This is a genomic window from Myroides sp. LoEW2-1 (genome assembly GCF_009767705.1).
In the GTDB taxonomy this organism is placed as follows: Bacteria; Bacteroidota; Bacteroidia; order Flavobacteriales; family Flavobacteriaceae; genus Flavobacterium; species Flavobacterium album_A.
Genome location: NZ_WSPP01000001.1, coordinates 1 through 20284, shown reverse-complemented (window position 1 = coordinate 20284; position 20284 = coordinate 1). Strand labels below are relative to the sequence as shown.

Annotated in this window: 14 protein-coding genes; 6 read left to right on the top strand and 8 right to left on the bottom strand. The window is 34.1% G+C overall.

Annotated elements, in window-relative coordinates:
- Positions 1 to 1367: 1367 nt before the first annotated feature.
- The 4 genes from sufD to GOQ24_RS00060 form a co-directional block, all read right to left on the bottom strand.
- Positions 1368 to 2687 carry a Fe-S cluster assembly protein SufD gene (gene sufD, locus GOQ24_RS00075; RefSeq protein ID WP_155091920.1) on the bottom strand — a complete coding sequence of 440 codons (1320 nt, stop codon included), beginning with the start codon at positions 2685 to 2687 and terminating at the stop codon, positions 1368 to 1370.
- 47 nt (positions 2688 to 2734) lie between these two features.
- Positions 2735 to 3487 (bottom strand): Fe-S cluster assembly ATPase SufC, encoded by a 753-nt coding sequence (gene sufC, locus GOQ24_RS00070; protein WP_155091919.1) that lies wholly within the window; start codon positions 3485 to 3487, stop codon positions 2735 to 2737.
- Positions 3488 to 3543: 56 nt separating this feature from the next.
- A complete protein-coding gene (gene sufB, locus GOQ24_RS00065; protein WP_155091918.1) occupies positions 3544 to 4992 on the bottom strand; it encodes a Fe-S cluster assembly protein SufB in 1449 nt (482 codons plus the stop codon).
- 105 nt (positions 4993 to 5097) lie between these two features.
- Positions 5098 to 5427 carry a HesB/IscA family protein gene (locus GOQ24_RS00060; RefSeq protein WP_155091917.1) on the bottom strand — a complete coding sequence of 110 codons (330 nt, stop codon included), beginning with the start codon at positions 5425 to 5427 and terminating at the stop codon, positions 5098 to 5100.
- A 1052-nt stretch (positions 5428 to 6479) separates the two neighbouring features.
- Here GOQ24_RS00060 and GOQ24_RS00055 point away from each other — a divergent pair.
- The 5 genes from GOQ24_RS00055 to GOQ24_RS00035 all read left to right on the top strand — a co-directional run bounded on the left by GOQ24_RS00055 (position 6480) and on the right by GOQ24_RS00035 (position 12383).
- Positions 6480 to 7340 (top strand): MBL fold metallo-hydrolase, encoded by an 861-nt coding sequence (locus GOQ24_RS00055; RefSeq protein WP_155091916.1) that lies wholly within the window; start codon positions 6480 to 6482, stop codon positions 7338 to 7340.
- 77 nt (positions 7341 to 7417) lie between these two features.
- Positions 7418 to 9064 carry a S8 family peptidase gene (locus tag GOQ24_RS00050; RefSeq protein WP_155091915.1) on the top strand — a complete coding sequence of 549 codons (1647 nt, stop codon included), beginning with the start codon at positions 7418 to 7420 and terminating at the stop codon, positions 9062 to 9064.
- A gap of 85 nt (positions 9065 to 9149) precedes the next feature.
- A complete protein-coding gene (locus tag GOQ24_RS00045; protein ID WP_155091914.1) occupies positions 9150 to 11036 on the top strand; it encodes a M1 family metallopeptidase in 1887 nt (628 codons plus the stop codon).
- A gap of 76 nt (positions 11037 to 11112) precedes the next feature.
- On the top strand, positions 11113 to 11496 hold the full coding sequence (gene rnpA / locus GOQ24_RS00040) for a ribonuclease P protein component (RefSeq protein WP_155091913.1): 384 nt from the start codon (positions 11113 to 11115) through the stop codon (positions 11494 to 11496).
- Positions 11497 to 11579: 83 nt separating this feature from the next.
- A complete protein-coding gene (locus GOQ24_RS00035; RefSeq protein ID WP_155091912.1) occupies positions 11580 to 12383 on the top strand; it encodes a tyrosine-protein phosphatase in 804 nt (267 codons plus the stop codon).
- A 124-nt stretch (positions 12384 to 12507) separates the two neighbouring features.
- Here GOQ24_RS00035 and GOQ24_RS00030 read toward each other — a convergent pair whose 3' ends face one another.
- The 3 genes from GOQ24_RS00030 to GOQ24_RS00020 all read right to left on the bottom strand — a co-directional run bounded on the left by GOQ24_RS00030 (position 12508) and on the right by GOQ24_RS00020 (position 16293).
- Positions 12508 to 13485, bottom strand: a complete 978-nt coding sequence (locus tag GOQ24_RS00030) for a DUF4837 family protein (protein ID WP_155091911.1) — start codon at positions 13483 to 13485, stop codon at positions 12508 to 12510.
- A 4-nt stretch (positions 13486 to 13489) separates the two neighbouring features.
- Positions 13490 to 15034: a lytic transglycosylase domain-containing protein gene (locus tag GOQ24_RS00025; protein WP_155091910.1), complete on the bottom strand. Its 1545-nt coding sequence runs from the start codon at positions 15032 to 15034 to the stop codon at positions 13490 to 13492.
- 68 nt (positions 15035 to 15102) lie between these two features.
- Positions 15103 to 16293, bottom strand: a complete 1191-nt coding sequence (locus GOQ24_RS00020) for a phosphoglycerate kinase (protein ID WP_155091909.1) — start codon at positions 16291 to 16293, stop codon at positions 15103 to 15105.
- A 284-nt stretch (positions 16294 to 16577) separates the two neighbouring features.
- On the opposite strand from GOQ24_RS00020, the gene GOQ24_RS00015 reads away from it, so the two are divergent.
- Complete coding sequence (locus GOQ24_RS00015; RefSeq protein ID WP_155091908.1) at positions 16578 to 17726, top strand: ATP-binding protein; 1149 nt, start codon at positions 16578 to 16580, stop codon at positions 17724 to 17726.
- A gap of 6 nt (positions 17727 to 17732) precedes the next feature.
- Here the strand turns inward: GOQ24_RS00015 and GOQ24_RS00010 are convergent, their stop codons facing one another.
- Positions 17733 to 20021 carry a helix-turn-helix domain-containing protein gene (locus GOQ24_RS00010; protein WP_155091907.1) on the bottom strand — a complete coding sequence of 763 codons (2289 nt, stop codon included), beginning with the start codon at positions 20019 to 20021 and terminating at the stop codon, positions 17733 to 17735.
- Positions 20022 to 20284 lie beyond the last annotated feature (263 nt).

Here is a 20284-nt window from a genome sequence, read left to right as displayed (position 1 = left end):
CTTTGATTACATATTCATACTTCCCGAAAAAGCCTTCTATTAATAATATTAACGACATTATTGATCAAAATAGACTAATAGCTTAAGTCGAACTCACGTTATAACCTATATACATCGCTAAATCAAGCGAAGCAGATAACTCGGCATATTTCGAATACCAAAAATAAACAAGTAAAAGCACTCCTTTATTGCATAAAAAACTCCTGTAGTTGTGTTAGCTCTTCTATTAATAAAGTACACACATGTGACGGTTGAAAGCCTTTAGAACATCATTAAAGTATTTCTATCTATCCCTACCAAGATTGACCAATTAATCAGTAAGTCAAATGAAGTCAATCTCTATATCACTAAATAGGCAATCAACATGCCCGAGATTAAATGTTGCGAAATTAACCAGTCTGATCATGGCGTTTAATCCCATAACACATCAACTTATTCTTCCTGGTTGCTAAAATTTTGTCCTCCAAATTAACTTACTTTCTTAGGACTTCCTTGCACCTTTCTTCGGGTATTCTTGCACTTTTGCTCGGAAAAAGGGGTGTTTCAGCAAGGAAACTGCCAGAAACCCCAAAGAATACCCAAAGAAAGTACCAGCGATCTAACAGTTATCCATCTCTAAGTCAATTACTTTCGAATACAATTACCTGATAGAATTTTTGAGTAAGAAGTAGTAAAGTGGATATGATTCAAAGCACTAACGCTTTTTTCAAAATAAGAAAAGTGCTCAAACACCACCTCAATAATAAAGTGAATAGTAAAGTAGCACAATGTCAGTGCTGATAAATCATGTAAAGGATTTGCAGTAATATCCAATAAAAAAAGACAATAAACATCTACTGCATTCACCATAATCTGTAGTGACAACCTACATCAAAACAAAATCAACAACGATTTAGTACATAAACGACTCGCTAATCGATTTTATACAATAAAACAACGATGAGGTTGGTTAAGAAAAATAAAGGCCCTAAAAGAGCTAAAAACAAACAAAGTCATGAAGCTACTCTTTACCTTCTTGAATACTCTCCTCCTATCACACCAAACAAAAACTCCAATAACTAAACATCTGTGCCAATAAAATCACAATCAACACAAAGAAATTCAAGTCTTATTTAGCAATTTTCAGGAAACATTAGAAGATATACTTCTTAAACAATACAAAATCGCCACCCTGAAAAAAAATGGTACAGTATTAGATATATTCAAAGTACAACAAAAAACAACAACTTTTTTCTTTTAGATAACCAGACTATATCCCCACATAGTCTGGTTTCTTTTTTATAAGAGATATTGATTTTAAAGCAAAAAAAATAAGGTTGTCTCTAAAAAAGAAACAACCTTATTTTCCATTAAAATATAAATAGAAATTAAATTTCAAATCCCATAGATACTCCCAACTTAGTAGCAATCAATTTTGCAACCTTCGCTTTCAACTCAGGTATCTTTACAGTTTCCATTACTTCGTCAGTAAAAGCGTACATCAACAACGCTTTTGCCTCCTTCTGAGGAATACCTCTTTGGCGCATATAGAACATAGCCTCATCGTCTAATTGTCCTATAGTACATCCGTGAGAACACTTCACGTCATCCGCGAATATCTCTAATTGCGGTTTAGTGTAAACAGCGGCCTTCTCACTTAACAAGATATTGTTGTTCTGTTGGAATCCGTCCGTTTTCTGAGCGATTTTATCTACGTAAATCTTACCGTTAAACACACCAACTGAATTATCGTCATAGATGCTCTTATAATTCTGGTGACTTTCACAGTTTGGCTGATTGTGAGATACCAGCGTGTAGTGATCTACGTGTTGTTTGTTTCCAATCAATGTAATCCCCTTAAGCGTACTATCGATGCGTTCACCATCTTGATAGAAGTTCAAGTTATTACGCGTAATCTTACCTCCAAAAGAGAAAGTATGTACAGACACACGGCTTTCTTGTTTCTGCTTAATGAATGTATTGTCAATCAAGTTACTGCTTTCCAAATCATTCTGTAACTTATAATAATCACAGATTGCACGTTTATGAGCAAATATTTCAGTCACTGAGTTCGTTAAAACATTTGAGTCAGTTAAACTTTGATGTCTTTCTAATATCTGAACGTGAGCATTCTCACCTACGACAACTAAGTTACGAGGTTGAGTCAATAAAGCTTGATCCTCCAGTGTCGTGAAGTAAATAATCTCGATTGGTTTCGACACTACTTTGCTCTTAGGTACATTGATAAAAGCACCTTCAGTCGCATAAGCACTATTCAATGCAGAAAACACATCAGATTTGTCAACCGCTTGATTATAGTAATTATCGATAACCATTTTATACTTAGGTTTGTTCATTGCCGAAGACATTAAACAAACATCAATACCGTCGTGAGTAGTTTCAGACAAATGAGAGCTAAAAATACCATTGATAAAAACCAATTTGTACGTATCTGAATCACTCAAGAAGTATTTCTTAACTTCTTTATAATCTAAGGCTACTTCTTTTTTAGGAAGAATCGTAAACTCTTTCTTAAGAATAGAGTTTAGTGACGTGTACTTCCAAGCTTCCTCTTTTTTAGTAGGAAACCCCTTTTCTTCGAAAGTCTTAAGTCCTTCCAAGCGGATGTTGTGTAACACATCGTGTTCACCAGTTAACCCTTGTTCGAAAGCAACAAAAGACGTAATTAATTTATCTTTAAGTTCCATATGTATTTACTATTAGAAATGATTAAATCAGTTAATTGGTTTACTTCTTATTTTTCAACAGAAGATTTAATCCAATCATAACCTTTCTCCTCTAATTCTAAAGCTAATTCTTTACCACCCGTCTTCACAATTTTACCATCGTGTAAAACGTGTACAAAATCAGGAACAATATATTCTAATAAACGTTGATAGTGCGTAATAACGATGATTGCATTGTCTTTACTTTTCAGCTTGTTTACACCGTTAGCAACGATTCTCAAAGCATCGATATCCAATCCTGAGTCAGTTTCGTCTAAGATTGCCAATTTAGGCTCTAACATAGCCATTTGGAAGATCTCATTACGCTTTTTCTCACCACCAGAGAATCCTTCGTTAAGAGAACGAGAAAGAAACTTTCTATCGATTTCTAACAACTCTGCTTTCTCTTTAATCTTTTTAAGCATTTCACTTGCAGGCATTTCTTCCATTCCCTGAGCTTTACGCGACTCATTGATAGCCGTTTTCATAAAGTTAGTCACGGATACACCTGGAATCTCTACTGGATATTGAAATGATAAAAACACACCTTTATGTGCTCTTTCTTCAGGAGCTAATTCACCAAGCTCCTCACCTTCTAAGATGATATCACCTTCAGTAACTTCAAAAGCTTCATTACCAGCGATTACAGAAGACAAAGTACTTTTCCCAGCACCGTTTGGTCCCATAATAGCGTGAATTTCTCCAGCTTTTACTTCTAAGTTAATTCCTTTTAAAATCTCTTTATCTTCAACACTTGCGTGTAAATTCTTTATCTGTAACATAAGTTTAATTGTATTTAATTGAGGTTTTGTTTAAAATTTCGCTGTCTTTCTATGGATTAACCCACACTTCCTTCAAGCGAAATCTCTAATAACTTTTGAGCTTCTACTGCAAACTCCATTGGCAATTTGTTCAAGACTTCTTTAGAGAATCCATTAACGATTAAGGCAATAGCCTTTTCAGTTGGGATCCCTCTTTGATTACAATAGAAGATTTGATCTTCACCAATCTTACTCGTAGTTGCTTCGTGTTCAATCTGAGCAGTAGGATGCTTTGCTTCAATATAAGGGAAAGTGTGTGCTCCACATTCATTACCCATTAACAATGAATCACATTGAGAGAAGTTTCTTGCATTCTCAGCACGTGGTCCTACTTGTACAAGACCTCTATAACTATTTTGTGATTTACCTGCAGAAATACCTTTAGAAATAATAGTTGAACGCGTATTCTTTCCAAGGTGAATCATTTTAGTACCTGTATCTGCTTGTTGGAAATTATTAGTAACAGCAATTGAATAGAACTCACCGATAGAATTATCCCCTTTCAAAATACAAGAAGGATACTTCCAAGTCACAGCAGATCCCGTTTCTACTTGTGTCCAAGATATCTTAGCATTTTTCTCACATAGACCACGTTTAGTCACGAAGTTAAACACTCCACCTTTACCACTACTATCACCAGGGAACCAGTTCTGTACTGTCGAGTATTTAATCTCAGCATCATCCATAGCAATAAGCTCAACTACAGCAGCGTGTAATTGGTTTTCATCACGTGAAGGAGCAGTACAACCTTCTAAATAAGAAACATAACTTCCCTCATCAGCAATAACAAGAGTACGCTCAAACTGACCTGTACCTGCTTGGTTAATACGGAAATAAGTTGATAGTTCCATTGGACATCTAACTCCTTTCGGAATATAACAAAATGATCCATCAGAGAATACTGCAGAATTCAATGCAGCATAAAAGTTATCAGTTTGCGGTACAACGCTACCTAAATACTTCTTAACTAATTCTGGGTGGTTCTTAATCGCCTCAGAAATAGAACAAAATATAATACCTCTCTCAGCTAATGTAGCTTTAAAAGTAGTTGCTACAGACACAGAGTCCATAACAATATCCATTGCAACACCACTTAATCTCTTTTGTTCTTCAATAGAAATACCAAGTTTGTTGAATGTATCTAACAGTTCAGGATCTACTTCATCTAAACTATCCAACTTCGGTTTAGTCTTTGGCGCTGAATAATAAGATATAGCCTGGAAATCAGGCTTCTCATATCTCACATTGGCCCACTCTGGTTCAACCATAGATTCCCAAATACGAAAAGCTTCAAGCCTCCATTCAGTCATCCATTCTGGCTCACCTTTCTTCGCAGAAATAGCCCTTACAATATCCTCATTTAAACCAATAGGCAAAGTATCTGCTTCTATATCCGTATAGAATCCATACTCATACTCTTTGGTTTCTAATTCTTTCTTTAAATCTTCTTCTGTATACTTACTCATATTTTAATCCTTAAAAGCAGTACCATAATATGCTTTTCCGTTAAACTATTTAATATCTAAAAGGAAAAACAAACTGTCTTAAAGTTTGCTTTTCCTATGATAAACTTATAATGAAAAACTTTCTCCACATCCGCAAGTTCTACTTGCATTTGGATTGTTGAAATAAAAACCTTTTCCATTTAACCCTCCTGAATACTCTAAAGTAGTTCCTACAAGGTATAAAAAACTCTTTTTATCAACTGCAATTCTCACACCATTGTCTTCGAAAACTTTATCCTCTTCTGAAACTTCATGGTCAAACTTAAGTTGATAAGAAAGACCTGAACATCCACCACTTGTCACTCCTACTCTAACAAAGTCAGTAGTAGGATTAAAACCCTCGTCCTCCATCATTAAAGCGACGTGTTTTCTTGCTATATCTGAAACTTTTATCATACGTTACTTAAATAGATTAGTTCTAAAAAAATTGTCATCGCAAAGGTATTATAAAAAAATGGTTTGTGATCATAACTAACATATTTATAACGATTAGAAGTTTTAATACTAATATCACAAAAATCTATTACCGCAATGCAATATTAGCTATTGATAATGAACGAGTTTAGCTAAAATCATATAGAAACTTAAATACATTTTTGACTAAATTTCTAATAAATTCGATTTTTAAAATCATTTATAGCAAATTTCTTACCATTTATCCTATCCAACAATTCACAAAAATAAGATTTGATTGAACAAAAAGAGGAATTTGAAATTCAAAAGACAAAGTTATCCTTTTTAAAACAAACAACACAAAAAAACAGAATTTCTTTGTGGTAGAACCTCTACTTTTTTTTACTGCAAAACAGCTATCAAAATGCAAAATAATAACACACAGCCTATTGCACCAAAATGCAATCTTACACTTACTGCATACAACGTTAAAATCTCTCTGAACAAAAAAGAACGCTAAACCAGTACATTTTATATAAAATTCATCAGTGAACACAACGAAAATACTTTAAAAAACACCTGTGAAATAGCGATAAAAAAAATAAAAAAAAACAGGCGTAGATAAGCGATCAACAATTGCCAGACTAACAAAACAGCAACGGTAAAAACCAAGCACCAAATAGTATATCCCCCCTACTCTTACCAAAGGACAAGAGCAGTGAAACAAAAGAAGGGTTCAACTATAAATCTCTTATTAAGTACATTCAACGCCAAAGGTAAAAATCCACGCTTACAAATTCGCGTATCCCACCTTATGTATCCCTGCAGAATAAAGAAATGCACCCACTATAGACTGTTCAAAATATCACAACCTTTCAATAAAGCACGCAAAGAAACTAACAAATTTCATTCACGCATCTTATCTTCGTAACAACGATGCTCAACAACATTACATTTGACATACAGAAAACTAAACATCACAAAACTACTCATAGAATTGTCCCTTTTACATTATTTGTTTAATTTGCACACAACAACTCAAAAACGATCAAATTATGAATCTATATAGTATAGAAAGTGGCAACTTCAAACTGGACGGAGGGGCTATGTTTGGCGTAGTACCAAAGGTAATTTGGAATAAAACAAATCCAGCAGATAGCAATAACCTTATCGATATTGGCGCCCGTTTGCTACTCATAGAAGATGGAAACAGACTGATTCTCGTAGATACAGGAATGGGAAATAAACAGTCTGAAAAATTCTTTGGTTATTATTATTTGTGGGGGGACCATTCGATCGAAAAATCACTCAAGAAACACGGATTTCACCCAGATGATATCACCGATGTATTTTTGACTCATTTGCACTTTGATCACGTTGGAGGAGCGGTAAATTGGAACACAGATAGGACGGGATATACAAATGCTTTTAAAAATGCAAAGTATTGGACAAACGAAAACCATTGGCAATGGGCTACAAATCCAAATGTAAGGGAAAAAGCTTCGTTTCTAACTGAGAACATCATTCCTATCCAAGAGAGTGGAGCATTACACTTTATAGACAGACCAGATACTGACTTGCTCAAACAATCTGATTTAGGCTTTGATATATTCTTTGCAGATGGACATACTGAAAAACAAATGATACCCATCCTCAAGTACAAAGACAAAACGATTGCTTATCCTGCAGATTTGTTACCCACAGTAGGACATATTCCCCTACCCTATGTCATGGGTTATGATACAAGACCTTTGTTGACATTAGCAGAGAAGGAGAAGTTTCTCAAAATGGCAGCTGATAACAATTGGTATTTGTTTTTAGGTCATGACGCACACAATGAAGTAATTACAGTTCAAAATACTGAAAAAGGAGTGCGTTTAAAAGAAATACACCGAGCAGCTGATATATTAATTTAATGTTAAGTAAGCCTGCTAATTACCAGTATTTGATATTTTTAAACAATTTTACAGAAGAAACAATAAATATAACAATAATGCGATTGATTAAGCCTATTTATCTTTCTGCTGCTTTAGCAGTAGCTTTAGCAAGTTGCGGAGGAACAAAGAGTGTAGTAACTAACACTCAGAATTACGCACCTATTACGAATGTAGATCACTTACAAAAGAGAACTACACAATTGCCAGAAGAACAACTTAAGAGATGGAGTCACTTAGATATTCTTACTGATACAGTACCAGGAATGTCAGTAGACAAAGCTTATGAATTACTACTAAAAGGTAAGCCATTACCTAAAAAAGTAGTGGTAGGAGTAATAGACTCAGGTATTGAAATAGACCACGATGATTTAAAAAATCACATTTGGACAAACCCAAAAGAAATAGCAGGCAACAATATTGATGACGATAACAATGGTTATGTTGATGATATTCACGGCTGGAATTTCTTAGGAGAATCAGTTCATGAAACTGTGGAAATGGTGCGTGTTATTCGCCGTGGAGATGATGGATCGGCTCAATATAAGAGAGCGGTAGCTCAATACGAAAAAGAAAAGAATGATGCATACGAAGGAAAAGTTAAGGCTGAAATGTATGAAAGAGCAAGCGAACGCCTTGCTAAATTCTTAGGAAAAGAGGATTACACTTTAGCTGATTTAGAAGCTATTCCAGTAAAAGATGATGAAGATGATCTAACAGCAGCTGAAATTACACATTCAAAAAATGTGATCATTGGATTATTAAAAGGTGGTAGAGATGTATCGTGGATTGCAGCATATAAAAATGCAATGCAAAGCAAATTAGACAATCACCTAAACCTGGAGTCTACTTCACGCAAATTAGTAGGTGATGATCCAACTAATATTGAAGACAAATATTACGGAAACAACAACGTATTAGGACCAGATCGAGATGAAGCTAAACACGGTACGCACGTTTCAGGTATTATTGCACAATCAAGACACAATGATTTAGGAGGAGATGGTGTTGCATCAGACGTAGCTGAAATAATGGCAATTAGAGCCGTACCAGATGGAGACGAATACGATAAAGATATCGCGTTAGCTATCCGCTATGCAGCAGATAACGGAGCGAAGGTAATCAATGGTAGTTTCGGTAAATACTACGAAGAAAATAGTCAATGGGTACGCGATGCAATCGTATATGCAGAGAAAAAAGACGTATTAATCGTTGTAGCAGCAGGTAACGATGCTATGGACCTTAACATAGAAGGTGGTGTAGAAAGATACCCAAATGACAACGTTGCAATGGGACCAGAGATTTCAAACAACTTCTTAGTTGTAGGAGCTCTTAATCCAGAATTTGGAGACCATATGGTAGCTCGTTTTTCTAACTACGGTCACTATGATGTAGACGTATTTGCTCCTGGTGTGAAAATATATGCAACAGTACCACACAACACTTACCAATACTTACAAGGTACTTCAATGGCTTCTCCTAATGTAGCAGGTGTAGCAGCTTTAGTAAGAGCTTACTATCCAGAATTTACAGCAGCAGAAGTAAAGAAAATCATCATGGACTCTGGAGTTCCTGTGAATATTGATGTAGTTGTTGGAGAGAAAAGAGAAGTTCGCAAGTTTGATTCAATTTCGACTTCAGGAAAATTTGTGAATGCATACAATGCATTACTATTGGCTGAGAAACTTTCAAAAGCAAAAAAATAAACCAAATTAATACTTACTAACACTTTTACAGACTCCACAATTATAAACCCAAATGATTGTGGAGTTTTAATTTGAATAATCAATTATGAAAAAACTAATACTAACCCTTACTTTAACACTAACAGGCCTTATCAGTGTAGATGCGCATAATAATCCGAACCCAGGATATTGGCAGCAACACGTTGACTACGAAATGGATGTGAAAGTTGATGTGAAGAAGTTCACTTATAAAGGAACGCAAAAGCTTGTCTATACCAACAACTCAAATGATACTTTGAAAAACGTGTATTACCACCTGTATTACAATGCTTTTCAACCAGGCAGTGACATGGATGCATTATTGAATAGCATTCCTGATCCTGATTCAAGAATGGTAGATACAAAAAATATCAGAGGAAGAAAAGTTACTGAAAGCAAAATCACAAAACTAAAACCCGATGAAATAGGTTTTGTCAAAGTGAGTGACTTAAAACAGAATGGACAAATATTGGTTACAAAAACAGTAGGTACTATTTTAGAGGTAGAGTTAAAAGAACCTCTTGCTCCTAATACCTCTACAGAATTGACTATGACATTTGAAGGACAAGCACCTAAAATGGTGAGAAGATCAGGTCGTCAATCAAAAGAAGGAGTAGCACTTTCCATGGCACAATGGTTTCCAAAAATGGCTGAATTTGACTTTGAAGGTTGGCACACAGAACAGTATTTAGGAAGAGAGTTTCACAGTGTATGGGGAAATTTTGATGTTAAAATTACAATCGACAAAGAATATACTGTCGGAGGTACTGGAATATTGGTGAATAACAATGAGGTTGGACATGGTTATCAAGATGCAGGTACAGAGGTAGCTACATCTAAAAAAGACAAAACATTAACTTGGCATTTTAAAGCTGAAAATGTTTTAGATTTTACATGGGCAGCAGATAACAATTATATTCACGACACCTATCAAGGGCCAAATGGCGTAAAACTTCATTTCTTGTACAAGAACAATCCTGCTATTATTGAGAATTGGAAAAAACTACAACCAATAACAGCTCAATTAATGGAGTTTTTCAATGAGAATGTAGGAGAATATCCTTACGAACAATACTCTGTCATACAAGGAGGTGATGGAGGAATGGAGTATTCAATGTGTACACTAATCACAGGAGAAAGAAACTTTGAAAGCTTAGTAGGAGTTACAGCTCACGAATTAGCACATAGTTGGTTTCAACACGCCTTAGCGACAAATGAGACTAAACACGAATGGATAGATGAAGGATTTACGACCTTTATTTCAGATTTGGCTATGGTAAAGATACTACCAGAACAAGGTTCTAATCCATTTGCGTCAAACTACAAAAGCTATTATAAATTAGTTGAAAAGAATATGCACGAACCACTTTCTACACATTCTGATCACTACTTAACAAATAGAGCGTACTCAACATCTGCCTATAGCAGAGGAGCTATATTCTTAACACAGTTATCTTACATCATAGGATGGGATAATATGATGGCATCCCTTAAGAAGTTCTATAGCGATTACAAGTTTAGTCATCCGACACCAAATGACTTTAAACGCACAGCAGAGAGAGTTTCTGGTGCTGTATTAGATTGGTATATGATTGATTGGACTTTAACAAACAATACGATTGACTATGCAGTTCAATTTGTAGAAGAAGTTCAAAAGAATCAAACATTAGTTACCTTAGAAAGAATTGGAAGAAGTGGAATGCCGTTAGATATCTTAGTTGTATACGAAGATGACACCATGGAAACTTTCTACATACCATACACTTCTATGCATTGGACTAAACCAAATCAATATGTACAATACGAAAGAACAGTATTAGATGGCTGGGGATGGGCTCAACCAGAGTACAAATTTATAATTCCAAAAGCAAAAGGAAGTATTAAATCAATCATGATCGATCCAAGCCAATTTATGGCTGATGTCAATCAAGAAAATAATTTATATCAAAAGTAAAAAAGGCCACGCAAGTGGCTTTTTTTATTAAATATACCTAAGCTTTTTCTACCTTTGCATTCTAATCCAATGAAACATGTTTACCTATCCAAAAGAGGAAAAATTAAAGAGTCATACTACTATAAGTGAATTATTTACTACAGGAAAGTCTGTCAGCAAATACCCTTTGCGTATGGTCTATATACCATTGGAGAATAAACAAGAAGATAACATTCCACTTTCTATTGGAGTTTCAGTATCAAAGAAACACTTTAAAAAAGCGGTTGATCGAAATTATTTCAAAAGACTACTTCGCGAATCTTACCGCTTGAACAAACATTTACTCTTAGAAATAATAGATCAGCCTTATGCTATAATGTTGTTTTATCAAACCAAAGACAGATTAAGTTTTGCTGAAGTGAATGAAAAAATGATTAAGATGTTTGAGAAATTCAAAGATCAATTGCAACAAAAGCAATAGTCAAAAGTTAACTGAGGATTTTAACATTCGTATTTTTATTTGTATTTTAGGGGAGTACACGATCAAATAAAATGAAATAAAGAATGCTTAAATCTTCTAATTTACTTCACACTTCACAAAACCCGGTGCAACTGTCTTCTTCAAAGTTAACCTTAGAAGGCCAAACAAATTTTAGAGACTTAGGGGGAATTCCTAATAAAGAAGGCGTACCTATCAAAGAAGGTATTATTTTTAGATCTGGGCAACTTAACGACCTAACCTATCAAGATATAAAGTTATTAGGTGAATTAAATTTAACTTCCGTTATTGACTTCAGAAGTAAACAAGAAGTAAGCTTACAACCCCATAAATTGCCAAACTGCACTACTAATGCAATACACCTACCTATCACGCCAGGAAAAATAACACCAAGTAGTATTGAGAAAATTGTTGTAAGCGGAGATGTAGAAGGTGCAAACGAATACCTCTTGAGTATCTATAGACAACTCGTATTGGAGAATCAAAAAGAATACCGTCTATTCTTCGAGCAATTAATAAACAACCAAGGAACTCCTACTCTATTCAATTGTACAGCAGGAAAGGATAGAACTGGTTTTGCAGCAGTACTATTTCTTTCAGCCTTAGATATAGAGAGAGAACTTATCTATGAAGATTACTTAAAAACAAATCATTCTGTACAAACAATGATCAATCAATTGTCTGCAGTCTATCAATTGGAACACGAGAATCAGAAACAAGCATTCAACGATATGATGACTGTGAAAGAAGCTTATTTAAATGAAATATTCCATATCATTGATAAAGAATATTCTTCAATAGATCATTACTTGACTAAACAATTAAAAGTGGATAAAGAGAAAATTCAATCTATATACTTAAATGTATAAACGCTTTTTAAAAGCATTTAAGACCTTAATTATAAGGTTAAAACACAATACATATAAAACGTAAGATAATAGCTTAAATACACATTAAAAAACAAGAGAGAGGTAATAAGGATTACCTCTCTCTTTATTTAAAATATATTGTATTAATAATTCCCTCTAATTCAGCTAACATCTTTCGCTTGCTCATGGAAGGATTATAAACCATCCCTTCGATAAAAACATAACGGTCAATTTCCTCATCCTTAAAAACATAAGTCATATAAGGCCCTGTCATAAAACTATTCAACATATCCCAGGTTCCTTCGATTACAATACCTTCTTTACCTCCTAAGACAATAGACTTATGAGAAGATATCTCTTTGATGTAGGTTTTCATCATAGATCCAACTTCAGAGGACTGAATATACTTTCTTGTTACTGAATCTTTAGTAGCTATAATATTGTCAATCACAGTATTGTTCACATTTTCAATATTGTGGATAGGCACTGCATAAACAAGAATATTACTACTACCCGATGCGATATCCTTCTTAAACCAAATAAAGTCCTCCCCTTTCTTAGCTTGTTTGAAAGTAACAGGTAAGTCTAACTCAATGTCAAAAGGATGTGATAAAAGCTCCTTAGGATGTAATCTTTCAGAGCGAATATTATCTATATACACTTGAATCTCCGTTTTCTTAATCAAATTCTTAATTGAATCATTCTCAAGAATAAAAGTATTTACTAATTCATCTCGATTCATTGCTGTGACGACAAAATAGTTTTGAGGTGATGCAAACTTATTCCCTTCATAGGAAAAATTTATATCATTGTGGTTATCAGAAAAGACAACAATATTCCTATACTTCTTATAGTCTTGATCAAACAACCTCGGAGAAATTTGCAAAAGGCTATACTCCGATTCTGCAGGCTCTACATCCTTTACAAAAGAGGCTAAATAAGAACGAATACTATCTCCAATATTTCCGTACCATAGCTTATCATCAATAACGACTAAAATACTATTGTGCTCACCAAATGAATGAGGTAAAGAATCCCTTCTTAGAGCATCTTTACAGCTCAAGAGCAAAAAAAGAAATAAAACAGACAGTATTCTATGCATGAAATTACTTTATTTTCAATTTCATTCCAGGGTGAATAGGCGAATCATTCTGCATGTTATTTAACTCACATAATCTCGCAATGGTAACTCCCGGTATCTTACGGCTAATAGAATATAGAGAATCTCCCTTCTGAACCGTATAAAAACCTTTTGAGGCAGAAGCTTGAGCCACTACCGTTTTTCCAACAATTAGCTTTTTACCAGGGTAAATTGTATTGCTCTTCATGTTGTTCATTTTCTTCAACTGTGCAACAGTCAGTCCATACTTCTGAGCGATAATACCAACACTCTCTCCTTTGCGGATTGTATGGTACTTTGATCTATAGTCACTGCGTTCAGCAAGCATTTCGTTCATATTGTAGATAGGCTTTTCCTTTTTAGATTCTTCAAAATCCACATAAGCATAAATCTTATCCTCATTAGAAGCAAAAATTCCTATTCTATCAATTGGCAAACGGACAACATTCACTTTGTCACTCACATAAGGAATAAACTTCAGTTTATAAGTAGGGTTTAAAAACTCTATTTCTTCGTTTGTAATATCTAAAAGTTTAGAAATCTGATCAAAAGAAATTGCTCTTTTCACAGCAATAGTATCTGTTTCAACTAACTGGATAGGAGTTTTATCTGCATTAATACCGTGTTCTTTTGCATATTCGAACATATACATTGTAGCATAAAATGCTGGTAAATAGTTTTGTGTTTCACGTGGAAGATTATGTCTAATATTCCAGTAATTTTTAAACTCCCCAGATCGACGCATAGCCTTAGTAACGTTACCAGGTCCAGCATTGTAAGAAGCTAAAACTAAGTCCCAATCTCCAAACATTCTATACAAATCAGACATAAACTTTGCCGCTGCATCTGAAGATTTAACAGGATCAATGCGTTCATCTACAAAAGAGTTCACTTCTAACTTATACTGTTTACCAGTCGCATACATAAACTGCCACAGTCCAGTAGCTCCCACACGAGATCGCGCATTGGGATTCAAAGCAGATTCCACTATAGACAAATACTTCACTTCTAAAGGAACGTTGTACTTAGCCAACTTCTCTTCAAACAGAGGAAAATAGTATTCAGAAGCCCCCATTAATCGTTCAAAAGAGCGTTTTCTTTTCTTTAAAAAAGACTTTATCACCTTTTCTAATGTTTCATTATACTCCACATTAAAAGGTGTTTTCTCATTAAGTAATTGCAAACGTTCTTTTAAAAGATCAGTAGTTAACCCGTCATATTCATCGTCTATTTGAGCTAAATCGATACTTTCTATATCTTCTTGAATCTCTTCGTAAATATCAGAACTATTCAACTTATTCAACCACTGTTTCTCTATCTTATTGGTGATTTTATGATTGACAAAAGTTGCTTTAATAGAATCTAAATATACACTTGGATCTTCAATTTTACTTTGTGCAACATTAATCTTTTGATTAGTAATATTCTCAACATTATTTTCTTCGACCAAAATATGTCTTTCTTTCGACTGTGCTAAGCTTGCTATAGAAAACAAGCCGCAAGTAAGAACAACAAACCCACTGTATTTCATACTTTTCTCTTATAAAAATCACAGAAGAAAACCCTTACTAAAAGTTTTCTTCTGTGAATGTATTTAACTTAATCTTGAATAGCCTTTACTCCAGGTAATACTTTACCTTCTAACATTTCTAACATAGCGCCTCCACCAGTAGAAACGTAACTCATCTTCTCAGCTAAACCAAATTGTTTAACTGCAGCAACAGAATCTCCCCCTCCAACTAAAGAGAAAGTCCCCTTCTTAGTAGCTTCAGCAATGAAGTTTCCTAATTCAATAGTTCCATTTGCAAATTTATCCATTTCAAATACCCCTAAAGGCCCGTTCCAAAGTATGATTTTAGACTCTAATACAACAGATTTTAGTCCTTCTAAAGTCTTTGGACCAGCATCTAATCCTTGCCATCCATCAGGAATTTCTTTTACATTGACAATTTTAGTATTCGCATCAGCTGCAAAAGCGTCAGCAGCAACTACGTCAATTGGCAAATGAACAGTAACGTTTTTCTCTTTTGCCTTAGCTAAGATATCAAGTGCTAAATCTAACTTATCATCCTCGCAAATAGAATTACCAATCTTTCCACCCATAGCTTTGATAAAAGTAAAAGCCATACCTCCACCGATAATCATGTGGTCAATTTTATCTAAAATATTCTCAATAATAGTAATTTTAGAAGACACTTTTGAACCACCTAAAACAGCAGTTACAGGCTTATCTTTACTGTGAAGTACTTTATCTAAACTTTCGATTTCTTTAGCTAATAAGAAACCAAAGCATTTATTGTCAGGGAAAAACTTAGCAACGATAGTTGTAGAAGCATGTGCTCTATGTGCAGTACCGAAAGCATCGTTAATATAAAAATCAGCTACTGAACCTAATTCTTTTGCAAATCCCTCATCACCTTTTTCTTCTTCATTGTAAAAACGCAAATTCTCCAATAAAATCACATCACCTGCTTTAGCATTAGCAACTGCTTTTTTCACTGGTTCCCCAACACAATCCTCAACAAAAGTAATTTTGCTTCCCAAAATTTCTTCCGTTTTAGAAACAATATGTTTCAAAGAATACTTCGCATTTTTCTCTCCATTTGGTCGCCCTAAGTGTGAAACAAGAATTGCGATACCTCCATCTTTAGTAACTTTTTCTATAGTTGGCTTAGCAGCTTCAATACGGTTGCTATCAGTAACGTTAAAGTCTGCATCTAAAGGCACATTAAAATCAACGCGGATTAAAACCTTTTTACCTTTAAAATTGAAATCATTAATTGTTTTCATATATAAAAATTTGAACCAGTTATTTTTTATTGATTCACAAATATAACCCATTTTGTAAACTAAAAGACTGATATTTATTACAGAAAGAGATTATAGTATAAATATAATAGAGTAATTCTTAAATAAAAACACATACAGCACATTTTTAAATTTAAAAAACAGAATAATTAAAATAACTTGTTTTAATACATCTTACAAAAGACTGCAATTAATCACTTAAAATCCAATAGTCTTTGAATTATAAATAAAACTAATTTACTTAGCATTTTATTTATCTTTGTGCTATGCAATTTTCAGAAATAATCGGTCAAAATAATATTAAGAATCACTTAATACAAAGTGCTCAATCAGGTCGAATCCCTCATGCTCAACTATTTGTGGGTCCTGAAGGTTCGGGAACTTTGCCTATGGCAATCGCATATGCACAATACCTATTGTGTAAAAACATAGGGAATGAGAATACAGGAGGAAACGAATCTTGCAATCTAAAATTTTCAAATCTCTCTCACCCAGACTTACATTTCGTTTATCCGGTTGCAACTACAGATCAAGTAAAGAAACACGCAACGAGTGATCTATTTGCTGATCAATGGAAAGCTTTTTTAAAGAAGAATCCCTATTCCAACTTGTTCGATTGGTATAATGCGATAGAGATTCAAAACAAACAAGGGCAAATCGGTGTAGACGAAGCTTCCGAAGTAATCAAAAAGTTGGCCCTAAAGTCTTATGAAGGAGGATACAAAATCATGATTATATGGATGGCTGATAAAATGAACACAGAGGCATCTAATAAATTATTAAAACTATTAGAAGAACCACCTGCTAAAACGCTATTTTTATTGATTACTGAGAATGAAAAGAGCATTTTACAGACTATTTTATCTCGCTGCCAAATATTGAGATTTAACCCTTTAAATGACAAGGAAATAGAGAATGCATTAGTAGTTAAATACAATTGCCCAACAAACCAAGCTGCGATAATAGCTAAACAAGCTCAGGGGAACCTTAATAAAGCATTTCACTTGTTTGAGAATATAGATGTTGCACTTCCATTTGAAAAATGGTTTGTACAATGGGTAAGAGCAGCCTTTAGAGCAAAGGGAAATGCTGGAGTTATTCAAGAATTGATAGAATGGAGTGAGGAGTTAGCTTCATTAGGTCGCGAACAACAAAAGCAATTTATAGAATACTGCATTGAATTATTTAGACAAGCATTATTGTTAAACTATCAAACACCTAACTTAGTTTACTACCAAACGACAGTTGATAAATTTAAGTTAGAGAATTTTGCCCCATTTGTAAATGGAGCAAATATTCAAGATATATTTAATGAGTTATCTGATGCTATTTATCACATTGAACGCAATGGAAATGCGAAAATGATATTTACAGATTTATCAATCAAACTAACGAGATTAATACACAGAAAATAATAAATACTAACCTTCTGCAGCAGAAGGACGAGATCGTTGGTACAACTTCAATTCTTCCCAAGAGTATTTATCTTCTATCTCAGCTTTTATTTCTGAGATAGACTTCCCATGAAATTCTTCAAATAAAGCCTGTAATTCAATTATTCTTTCAGAAGGTAATATATCTTCTATTGATAAGGAATTATCCTCTACAAGCTTACCTAAATGAGAATATATTGTAGTTTTAGTAAGTTTTCTAAGTTCTGCAATCTCATCGATGCGATTACCTTCTTTCCACAGGTCAAGCGTAATCATATAAGTTGGCTTTTTCTTTTCCTTCTTGTCTTTTGCTTTTTTATCTGAACTAAAATCGGCTAAATCATACTCGTCATCAACTGCTAAAGTTGTATTTCTAATGAGTTCAGCAATAGCAACTAAATGGTTGATTTTATATTCACTACTATCTAAAGTACGCAAATTCTCCTTGCATAATTTCTTCCCTTCGTGAAGTACTTCTAACATTTTGTTGGCTTTCTTCATATTTAAAACCACTGTTAATAGCTCATCCTCTAAAACAACAAGCTCTTCGTAAAAAGCTTTCATCTTGCGTTGACGTTTCACTTGAGCTATCGTAAATAGCAGTTCAAAAACAATGTGATCCATCTTTGGAAAGAAATAATCATAAGCCTTAAAAACTCTTTCTTTAGTAAAATCAAATCGAAAAGGTTTTTCTTGAAACAATGCTTTCAACTGCTTCACGAACTTCTCTGAATTAATAAGTATACTATCTAATTCTTTAGTAATCTTCTCAGCCCATTGCTTATAAGAAGACTTCTTACTCCTATCTGTTTCGGCCAAATAACCGTACAAATGAGTATGCCAAGAAGTATTAAGATCAAACCAAGAATATGTTTTTATTAAAAATTTGCCCAAAAATACTTGTGTCTCTTCAGCTAATTGAAATGCTAACTCGTTCAAAGAAGATTTATTCTGAGAATATGACATCACATCTGTATCATTTTCTAATCCATTCATACGCAACGGACTGGATAAGACAAGCCCCTCTAACGATCGCAGACGAGATAATGCAACATAAGCTTGTCCTGGCAAGAAAACACGAGATACATCTAACACGGCTTTATCAAAAGTTAAACCTTGGCTTTTGTGTACTGTTATTGCCCATGCAAGTTTTAAAGGATAATGAGTAAATGTACCTAATACATCCTCTTTAATCTCCTTAGTATTCTGATCTACTGTATACTTGATATTCTGCCATTCATAGCGTTCTACTTCAATTGTAACATTCTCCTCTGGAAAGCGAACAAACACTTCATTAGAAGATAAGCGTTCAATAACGCCCATTTTCCCATTAAAGAACTTCTTCTCAGGAGAAATATCATTCTTAATGAAGATAACTTGCGCACCTTTCTTTAGCCCGAGATTAAATTCAATCGGAAATATCTTCTCTGGAAAATCACCTACAATTTCAGCTTCATACTTGAACTCCTTATTATCAATTTCTTTCAAAGCTTCAGTGTTAATCTTATCGGCTGTAGCATTGTGAGTGGTCAGCGTGATATAACCAGGATTCTTCATTACATCAAAAGTTGGGTCTAAATAAGCATTGAGTATCTCGACCTGCTCACGCGTAACTCTATTGTTTCTCAAATTATTGAGAATGGTAATAAAACGGTCATCTGACTGCCTGTATATCTTCTCTAATTCGATGTATAAAGGAGGATTGTTTCGGATAACTTCAGCATGAAAAAAGTACACTCCATCATAATAGCGCTTCAAAATATCCCATTCTTCATTCTTGACTACAGGAGGCAATTGTAATAAGTCGCCTATAAATAGTAACTGAACTCCACCAAAAGGCATACTATTCTTACGCACCGACTGTAGAACAAAGTCCATTGCATCCAAAACGTCCGCTCTCAGCATACTAACTTCGTCAATAACAAGCAATTCCATATTCTTAAAAATAGAGCGTCTTGCATTATTCATAAGCATATGCCTTCTTAAAGAAACTCTATTCTCAATCTTAATATGATCTGTAAAAATTGGAGGATTCTTTGTATCTGGTACTAAAGTAGCAAAAGGTAAGTGAAATAAAGAGTGAATAGTCACTCCACCAGCATTCAGAGCAGCTATTCCAGTTGGAGCAACTACAACTGTATTCTTATGCGTTGTAGAGATAATTTCACGTAACAGCGTAGTTTTACCAGTACCAGCCTTTCCTGTTAAAAAAATACTGCGATTAGTTTCGTTTATAAACTGTAAAACGTAGTTAGCTTCTTCAGAAAAAGTATTCATTTTTTTAATTTTGGTTCAATTTACAATAATTAGAAAACATAAATCGATAAACGAACAATAAAAAAAGAGAGACTATGTAAGTCTCTCTTTATACAATATATAGAAAAATGATTCTATTATTTTTTTTCTGGTGTAGCTTCAGTTGGAGCGATGTCTGTTTTAGCAACAGCAGAATCTCCCTTGTACTTCGCATTCAATTCCTTTAAGATAATATCTGTAATATCATTACCGTCTTTACTATAGATAATAGTAGAAGCGTCATC

Bases quoted from the DNA above. Each gene is read 5' to 3' on its own strand.
- rnpA (WP_155091913.1), top strand. From the start codon at position 11,113: ATGTTTACCTATCCAAAAGAGGAAAAATTAAAGAGTCATACTACTATA.
- GOQ24_RS00035 (WP_155091912.1), top strand. From the start codon at position 11,580: ATGCTTAAATCTTCTAATTTACTTCACACTTCACAAAACCCGGTGCAA.
- GOQ24_RS00050 (WP_155091915.1), top strand. From the start codon at position 7,418: ATGCGATTGATTAAGCCTATTTATCTTTCTGCTGCTTTAGCAGTAGCT.
- GOQ24_RS00025 (WP_155091910.1), bottom strand. From the start codon at position 15,034: ATGAAATACAGTGGGTTTGTTGTTCTTACTTGCGGCTTGTTTTCTATA.
- GOQ24_RS00030 (WP_155091911.1), bottom strand. From the start codon at position 13,485: ATGCATAGAATACTGTCTGTTTTATTTCTTTTTTTGCTCTTGAGCTGT.
- GOQ24_RS00020 (WP_155091909.1), bottom strand. From the start codon at position 16,293: ATGAAAACAATTAATGATTTCAATTTTAAAGGTAAAAAGGTTTTAATC.
- GOQ24_RS00010 (WP_155091907.1), bottom strand. From the start codon at position 20,021: ATGAATACTTTTTCTGAAGAAGCTAACTACGTTTTACAGTTTATAAAC.
- sufC (WP_155091919.1), bottom strand. From the start codon at position 3,487: ATGTTACAGATAAAGAATTTACACGCAAGTGTTGAAGATAAAGAGATT.
- GOQ24_RS00060 (WP_155091917.1), bottom strand. From the start codon at position 5,427: ATGATAAAAGTTTCAGATATAGCAAGAAAACACGTCGCTTTAATGATG.
- sufD (WP_155091920.1), bottom strand. From the start codon at position 2,687: ATGGAACTTAAAGATAAATTAATTACGTCTTTTGTTGCTTTCGAACAA.
- GOQ24_RS00045 (WP_155091914.1), top strand. From the start codon at position 9,150: ATGAAAAAACTAATACTAACCCTTACTTTAACACTAACAGGCCTTATC.
- GOQ24_RS00015 (WP_155091908.1), top strand. From the start codon at position 16,578: ATGCAATTTTCAGAAATAATCGGTCAAAATAATATTAAGAATCACTTA.
- GOQ24_RS00055 (WP_155091916.1), top strand. From the start codon at position 6,480: ATGAATCTATATAGTATAGAAAGTGGCAACTTCAAACTGGACGGAGGG.
- sufB (WP_155091918.1), bottom strand. From the start codon at position 4,992: ATGAGTAAGTATACAGAAGAAGATTTAAAGAAAGAATTAGAAACCAAA.